7 protein-coding genes are annotated in these 7,556 nt (G+C 36.8%); 2 read left to right on the top strand and 5 right to left on the bottom strand.

Translation table 11 applies throughout. The annotated features are described in order from the left end of the window. Window positions 1–882 precede the first annotated feature (882 nt). The 4 genes from D5R40_RS28545 to D5R40_RS43570 all read right to left on the bottom strand — a co-directional run bounded on the left by D5R40_RS28545 (window position 883) and on the right by D5R40_RS43570 (window position 2,552). The gene (locus D5R40_RS28545) at window positions 883–1,779 is read right to left on the bottom strand and encodes a biotin--[acetyl-CoA-carboxylase] ligase (protein WP_240038740.1); all 897 of its coding nucleotides are present in this window, start codon (window positions 1,777–1,779) and stop codon (window positions 883–885) included. Between the two features lie 170 nt (window positions 1,780–1,949). Continuing rightward, window positions 1,950–2,123, bottom strand: coding sequence for a hypothetical protein (locus D5R40_RS43580; RefSeq protein WP_287287249.1), 174 nt, complete (start codon window positions 2,121–2,123; stop codon window positions 1,950–1,952). Beyond that, a complete protein-coding gene (locus D5R40_RS43575) occupies window positions 2,120–2,299 on the bottom strand; it encodes a hypothetical protein (RefSeq protein ID WP_124142795.1) in 180 nt (59 codons plus the stop codon). The genes D5R40_RS43580 and D5R40_RS43575 overlap by 4 nt, the downstream gene beginning before the upstream one ends. Then, a complete protein-coding gene (locus D5R40_RS43570) occupies window positions 2,292–2,552 on the bottom strand; it encodes a hypothetical protein (protein ID WP_445974453.1) in 261 nt (86 codons plus the stop codon). The genes D5R40_RS43575 and D5R40_RS43570 overlap by 8 nt, the downstream gene beginning before the upstream one ends. A 310-nt stretch (window positions 2,553–2,862) precedes the next feature. Here D5R40_RS43570 and pgeF point away from each other — a divergent pair, with 310 nt between their 5' ends. After that, window positions 2,863–3,723 (top strand): peptidoglycan editing factor PgeF, encoded by an 861-nt coding sequence (gene pgeF / locus D5R40_RS28540; RefSeq protein ID WP_124142797.1) that lies wholly within the window; start codon window positions 2,863–2,865, stop codon window positions 3,721–3,723. A 582-nt stretch (window positions 3,724–4,305) separates the two neighbouring features. Continuing rightward, complete coding sequence (locus D5R40_RS28535; protein WP_124142798.1) at window positions 4,306–4,917, top strand: CPP1-like family protein; 612 nt, start codon at window positions 4,306–4,308, stop codon at window positions 4,915–4,917. Window positions 4,918–5,194: 277 nt separating this feature from the next. Here the strand turns inward: D5R40_RS28535 and D5R40_RS28530 are convergent, their stop codons facing one another. Further along, the gene (locus tag D5R40_RS28530) at window positions 5,195–6,916 is read right to left on the bottom strand and encodes an ABC transporter substrate-binding protein (RefSeq protein WP_124155561.1); all 1,722 of its coding nucleotides are present in this window, start codon (window positions 6,914–6,916) and stop codon (window positions 5,195–5,197) included. Between the last annotated feature and the right edge of the window lie 640 nt (window positions 6,917–7,556).

Below are 7,556 nucleotides of genomic sequence, written 5' to 3'. Positions count from 1 at the left end.
AAGTTTGGTCTGAATAATATTTTGGTTTTGCTTTTTGGTTGTTTCCTGTAGTTCAGTTTTAGACTCTACTGACAGGTTTTGCTTCTCTGATACCATCATTTCCTCACACTATACTTATTACTTTGACAGGACTTACCCATGGACACTAAATCAATTGAGGGCGAATTAATTAGCCCCTACATATGGCGTTTTTAAAGTGAATTTGCGTAAGTCCTATTTGAATTGACAATTAATGCAGTTTAATAAAAATTAACTTTAACATTGAAGAAGGCATAAGACATAAGGTAGAAGACAGAAAGCAGAAGGGAAAATTGCCTATGGATCAACGACCGACCATGAGCGTGTCTTATAGCACAAGGAAGAAAGAAGAAAGAATAAGGAAAAATCTGACGTTGTCTGAGTTTTAAGATTTTGATATATCCGCGTCCTTTACTTCGACTGCTATATTAATTTCCCTAGTAGAAAAATCTACTTGCTTTATTTGACTTCAACTACAGCGCTTTTCATTTAACATTTAAGTAGACCACACAAAATTATTTTGGGTTAGGAAGTAGACAGTAGGAGAATGATTTAGCCCCTGTAGTCTATCTATATTGAAAAACCGCTATATGATTTTTTTCTGGTAATTAAATTGATTTGTTGCCCAAAAAAAATATTGCAGTTTCTTACTTTTTACCTTCTTATACCAAGGGTGAAAAAAGAATACTTAACTTAGGTGACACTTCAATTATTAAGTCAGGACTTACGCACGGACACTAAATCCAGTGAAGAAGGCGAATGCCATTCGCCCCTACTCCCCCACTGCCCTACTCCCTGACCTATCCGTATATCCGTGCCATAATCCGTGTGAGCCACTCCCCCACTGCCCTACTCCCCTACTCCCTACCTACTTCCGGGAAAAAGTTGGCCATAACCCAGATTGATTGTACCGGGTTTTAGGAAAATTTCTGAGGAAGATATTTGAGGCTGAGTCAGCGGACTAGTTGAGTCTTGGTTAAACTTGACCCGTAATTCCCCATTGGTCGTTACTCCCACAATTGTGCCAATACGATCTTCTACTACTACTTGCTGCCCAATATTTATAAGTAGTTGCTGATAGGAAGGTAAGATACTTTCTATTCCTGACTCTAAAAGTTGTTTAATGCCAAAATCTAGTCCATGAAAGACTATAGCAGCTAACATTTCTAGAGAGAATATTCCTGATTTAGACTGTTTCATATAATAGCTCTGCAAATTAATTCCTGTGTCTGGCACAGAATTAGCCCAATTAATCCCTACGCCAATTACTGCCTGAGAAATTTTTTTCTTGTGTATCCTGGTCTCTGTTAAGATGCCTCCTAATTTTTTGTGTTCTAAAATTAAGTCATTAGGCCACTTGACTTGAACTGGCACACCATAATCCCTCAAACTAGAAGCTATACCCCAAGCACTTGATAAAGTTAGCTGAGAAGTTTGAGATATAGAAATATTAGGAGCGATGGTATTGCTCTTGGCGATCGCTATTGACATATATAGTCCCCCGACAGTTGACTGCCAATTTCTTCCCCATTGACCACGTCCTGCTGTTTGTTGACTGGCAATAACAATGCTTGATGGGTTTCCGGAGTCGATTAACTGCCAAAGAGTTTGATTTGTTGAGGGGAGACTCAGAAAAATATGGAGATTGGCGAAAGTTGAAGCGGTTAATTTATCTGAAACTCCTTGAATATTTGACAAGCTGTCTATAAATTTTTCTTTGTTAAATTCTGCTACTGACAATTTTCCTAATATTTGGGTCAAAGTTTATAGATATAGCGCTGTGCGCAGGCAACAGGCAACAGGCAACAGGCAACAGGGGGAATAAAAAAACCGTTTGCGCAGCATCTCCGTTGGAATCATATAAGACTTTTAGCTATTGGACACCTCCTGTCATTTGTAAATATGCCTGCGCACATTGCTATACCAACACTCTACAATTGATTGGCAAGTTCTTGTTTCGTGAAGTAAGAAAATATTTGTATTGTTTGTGACTCAATTATTAGTTCTACTACTGTTGCGAATGCCGCAATAGTCATTTCATTGTCTGAAGCACTCGGAGTTGGGGGTGTGACTTCTACTTCTATTGCGGATGTCGCAATAGTCATTTCATTGTCTGAAGCACTCGGAGTTGAGGTGCGACTTCTACTTCTGTTGCGAATGCCGCAATAGTCATTTCATTGTCTGAAGCACTCGGAGTTGAGGGTGTGACTCCTACTTCTGTTGCGAATGTCGCAATAGTCATTTCATTGTCTGAAGCATCCAGGATTGATGACTCAATCATTAGTTAGTTCTACTTCTATTGCGGATGTCGCAATAGTCATTTCATTGTCTGAAGCACTCAGAGTTGAAGGTGTGACTCCTACTTCTGTTGCGAATGTCGCAATAGTCATTTCATTGTCTGAAGCATCCAGGATTGATGATTTAATCCTTCTCTCTACTACTGTTGCGACATCCGCAATAGTCATTTCATTGTCTGAAGCACTCGGAGTTGAGGGTGTGACTCCTACTTCTGTTGCGACATCCGCAATAGTCATTTCATTGTCTGAAGCACTCGGAGTTGGGGTGTGACTTCTACTTCTATTGCGACATCCGCAATAGTCATTTCATTGTCTTAAGCATCCAGGATTGATGATTTAGTCCTTCTCTCTACTACTGTTGCGGATGTAGCAATAGTCAAATTCATTCTGTGCAGCACTCTGGCTTTAGGTAAACTTCCTATCCCGTGCAGTAGAGCGAACAAAAATGTCAAAATAAACGAAGGCACTTATGCTGAGGTCAGGAGTCAGAATTTCCCTCTGCCTTCTGCCTTCTGCCTTCTACCTTTCCTGATAACTGATAACTGAAATGACTTTAGCTGACTCTGATTCACAAAAATCAAATAGATACTATCAAATTTTGGGCGAGAATAATACCACTTGGCACTGGCAAAAATGGCAAGGATTATCTTACCTAACTTGTAGCCTCTTGGAACATTGGCCTCATGGCTTTTTTACTCACCATTTCTGGCCTCGTACACCAGGAGAATTAGTAGAAGTATTCCCTTCTTCTGCTGAGGTATATCGTGTGAAACAAGTACATGGCAATACTGTACTGACAACAGGGAAAGCTACTCAGGTAGAGATGCCTAATTCTAGTCCCGAAAAAACTTATGCTGAAGCTGATGGTTTAATAACTCAAACAGCAAAACAAGCAGTTTGGGTTTGCAGTGCAGACTGTGTACCTGTTTTGATTGCGGACAAAAAAACAGGACAAGTGGCAGCAGTTCATGCCGGATGGCGTGGCACGGCCGCTAAAATTGTTCCCGTAGCATTGGCAAGTTTTCAAGCTCAGGGTAGTCAATTATCCGATTTATTATTTGTTCTTGGCCCTGCTATTGCTGGAGAGGTTTATCAAGTTTCTGAAGATGTGGCGGCTGAGGTTGGGGCGACTGTTGTTCCACAAATAGATAGAGCAACTACTGAAGATATTTTGCATTCTCTAGAGCTTTTGCCTAATTCACCAATTTTATCCGATCCTGAACCGGAAAAGGTCCGCTTGGATGTGCGTATGGTTAATGTTTTACAGTTGGAGCAATTGGGTATTGGTCATTCACAGATGGCGATCGCTCCTTATTGTACTTATCAACAACCGGATTACTTTTTTTCTTATCGGCGTGAAAAACAGAAGAAAGTGCAGTGGTCAGGGATAGTGAGTGGGTTGAGTTAGGGTTTGCTGAATACAGTATGAGTGGTAGGGGTAGGAGACAGGAGACAGGAGACAGGAGACAGGAGAAATGGAAATTATAGAGGAGGTAGTCGGGTATATTTGTCCCAAGATTTTTCTGCCATAATCATCCCAAAATACTATCTTTTTGACCTTTTTAGACCAAAAAAGGCAGCAAACCAATATCTGTCAGTGCTTTGATATTTAATCAGCAAGCCCGATCGAGTCAAGAGTCTAAATTTACAAGCCAAAAGATAGGTAAAATACATTAATCAAGTGGTAATTTCAGTGTTTGGCAGAAAATGCTCTAGAGCTAGAATTCCTTTTTTCTCTAACCAATGTTAAATGCTTCCCTAAGTAAAGTCGTATTCTTTGCCTCTAGATATCTTTTTTTGATTTTCCTTCTATTAATCTCAGGGGGTTAAAAGCTATTTTTGATAGTCAGTACTTATGTTAATTTATGAGATTATTCGGTAATTTGTGTAGAAATGTTTGTATATTTAACTGAGCATATTTCTGGAAAACTAGATAAGATTAAAATACTAGAAACTTTGTCATAGTTTAAAAAATTATTAATAAATTGAAATGAGCGATTTAAGTCATTATCAACAACTTGGTCTCACTGAAGATGCTTCTTTTGATGAAATTCAAGCAGCAAAGGAACGTTTGAAGCAGCAGCATAGTGGCGATCAAAAAGTTATAGAAAATATTGAAGCTGCTTATGATTCGATTTTGATGGACCGTTTACGGTTGCGTCAGGAAGGAAAGATTAAGGTTCCTGAGCGTATTCGGTTTCCTGAGAAGCAAACAAAGAAAGTCCCTGATAGTTTTACTCCTGGGTTGACGGAAAAAGGGCCAGTTTGGCTACAAAAGTTAATTGATACTCCTAGTCAAGCTGATATTTTGTGGCCTACTGGTATATATGTGGTTTTAGGTGCTATTAGTATTTATTCTGGGGTTAGTCAACCGTCTATTTTGCAACTTACTTTGGCTTTGGGAGTTGGTGGTTGTCTTTATTTTCTTAATCGTAAAGAGAATAAGTTTGGTCGTGCTGTATTGTTGACTGTTGGGGGTTTAATTCTTGGGTTGATTTTAGGTGGAATATTGAGTGCTTTAGCAACTGGTTTAAGCACAGAAATATTTATTACTTTGGTAACGTTTTTGGTGTTATGGATGGTTAGTTGTTTTTTACGTTAATTTGTTAAGGAGTCAGGAGTCAGGAGTCAGGAGTTAGAATTAATTACTAAGAACAGAGGTTTTAAATCTACTTAATTTATGAATAACTCAATGATTTATCCTGAATTTTAGCTCCTGTACCTTGCAAATATGTCTTCTGAACTCCCTTGAAAGTTATAACTCTAACTATCTACATAGATCTCTTAGCTCAAATTCTTTTTCGATCAAAAATCTAAATCACTAAATCAGAGTATCTAATTCTAAATCTTTACTTCCTTCTCAATTCCAGTCAGAATCTCTACGATTTATTAATTGTCCAGAAAGGAAACTGCTGAGTCGGTTCTAAATTTACTCCATTAATGTTTTTCTGAGCAAATACATAATCTTTATCTAACCAAAGTGGAATAAAAGGAACGTCTTCTCCTAATAAGTCTTGAATTTCTCTGAAAATATCTTGGCGCTTTTCTGGGTTTTGTTCTTGACGTTGTTCTTCTATTAATTGATTGATACGATCACTATAATAAAATGAACCTTGAAATTGGCTAGCTCCTGCTTCGCAACCTGTTTCTTCTGAACCTTTTGTACATTCTAAAAATGGTTGGATATAGTTATCAGCGTCAACAAAATCTCCGTACCAATCTAACATAAAAGTTTGATATAGTCCTTTATCTAAATTTTTAAAGGCGGTTGCTGCTTCTACACTATTTAATTCTAATTCCATTAAACCGTCTATTTTTTCTTCTACAGATGCTTTGAGTGTACTAGCGACTAATTGTCTTTTTGTCGAATTAGAAGCATACCAAATTTCTATTTTTGCTGGATTATCTTGAGAATGTCCTGCCTCTTTTAATAACTCTTTAGATTTGTCAAAATTTCCATCTCCATAATTTTCTTGAAATACTGGTTTATAACCTTCAAATTTATTGGGAATTAGACTATAAATAGGTTCAGCTTGCTCTCGTAAAACTCGTTTATTTAACAAATTCCTGTCAACAATAGCTGCTAATGCTTGTCTCACTGCTTTGTTATCTAATGGTGCTGAATTAATATTTAAAACTATATAATTAACTGTCTTGCCATCTGTAGAAATTACTTGCCAACCTTGACGTTCTGATTCTTGTTCTAAATTAGAAATTTGGTCAGTATCAAGAGATAAATAAGCTACATCAATAGCACCTGTTTTAAAAGCATTAAATAAATTGGCTGAACTAGAAAAGATTTGAATATCAATTCCTTGATTTTGTGGTTTCTCTCCCCAATAATTGTCAAATATATCTAATCGTAAAACATCAGTACTGTACTCAACTAATTTGTATGGTCCGGTACCAATAAATGTATCGGGTTTAAATTTATTTTCATCTATTGTATATGCTTGAGGCGAAACAGCACAAAGACCAGAAAATGCTAGTAGAGGAGTAAAAGCAGCAAAGGGTTTTTTTAACTTTATTGTTAACTGATATTCTCCCGTAGCTTCTACTGACTCTACTGTATTTGCTAATAAAGAAGAAGGTGGACCTTCATTTTCAATAAAACGTTTTAAAGAAAAGGCCATTGCTTCGCTGTTGAAGGGAGTACCGTCATGAAATGTTACCCCCTGACGAATAGGAATTGTATATGTTATGCCATCTTCGCTAATTTTTGGCATTTCTGTAGCTAGTTGAGGGACAAGTTCTGTTGTTCCTAACTTGTAACCATAGAGGCGATCGCCCAAGTTATAGAGTAAGTTAGGGACAAGTTCTGTTGTTCCTAACTTGTAACCATAGAGGCGATCGCCCAAGTTATAGAGTAAGTTACCAGATATTACTTCGTAGGCATCTGCCGGGTCTACAGTACGAGGTTTAAGAGTTGTACCAATTGTAATACGATTTGTTTGAATTTCTGCGGTGGAGGTGTTATTAGGATTATTCTGTGGTTGACTACAACTAATGACCAGGAAACAGCAAAGACAAAACAAACTAATAAATTGAATAATTAGCTGTCGGGAACGGTTGACAGAATTAAATAATTGATGTTTGAACAATTTAACTATTTACCTCACTTATACTGGAGCTTATTATTTTTTCTGAGATAAATTCTACCAAGATTTTAACTTCTAAGAAAATTATTTAAAATATTGCTTCTAGTGCCGCTACGCGGAAGTTAAAAGTCAAAAGTCAAAAGTTAAAAGTCAATCATTTTTGATTTGTAATTGTGTTAGGATTTTGTAACTGCTCAGTTATTTCTGCCATCCTGCATTAGATTATGACTTGTTAGTGCAAGTTTCAACAAAATATGAGAACTAATATAGAATTACTACTATTACTATATGTATGTATGTGATGACTTTAGGGAGAATTTATGGAGAGTTTTGTTGACAATTTATGATTATACTAATTTGATGTGAGACTACAGGGAGTTATACATTTATCTTTTTCTTGAAATACCAGGGACTTATTTTAGTAATACTATTCACTTTTTCTTTTTTTGGTCTTTCAGTTCTGGTTTTTTCCAGAAAAAATTATTCTTTATCTACAGTCAACTGTGAGTAAATTTTTATTCAGAGAATTACTACTATTACTATGTGGTTGATGTTAATTAATTTGATATACCAGTCGAAGCAAAGGGTACGGATATATCAAAAGCTTAAGATTCAAACAACGTAATATTTTTCCTTCTTCCTT

The organism is Okeania hirsuta, from assembly GCF_003838195.1.
Taxonomy (GTDB): Bacteria; Cyanobacteriota; Cyanobacteriia; order Cyanobacteriales; family Microcoleaceae; genus Okeania; species Okeania hirsuta.
This window is presented reverse-complemented; position numbering and strand designations above follow the sequence as displayed.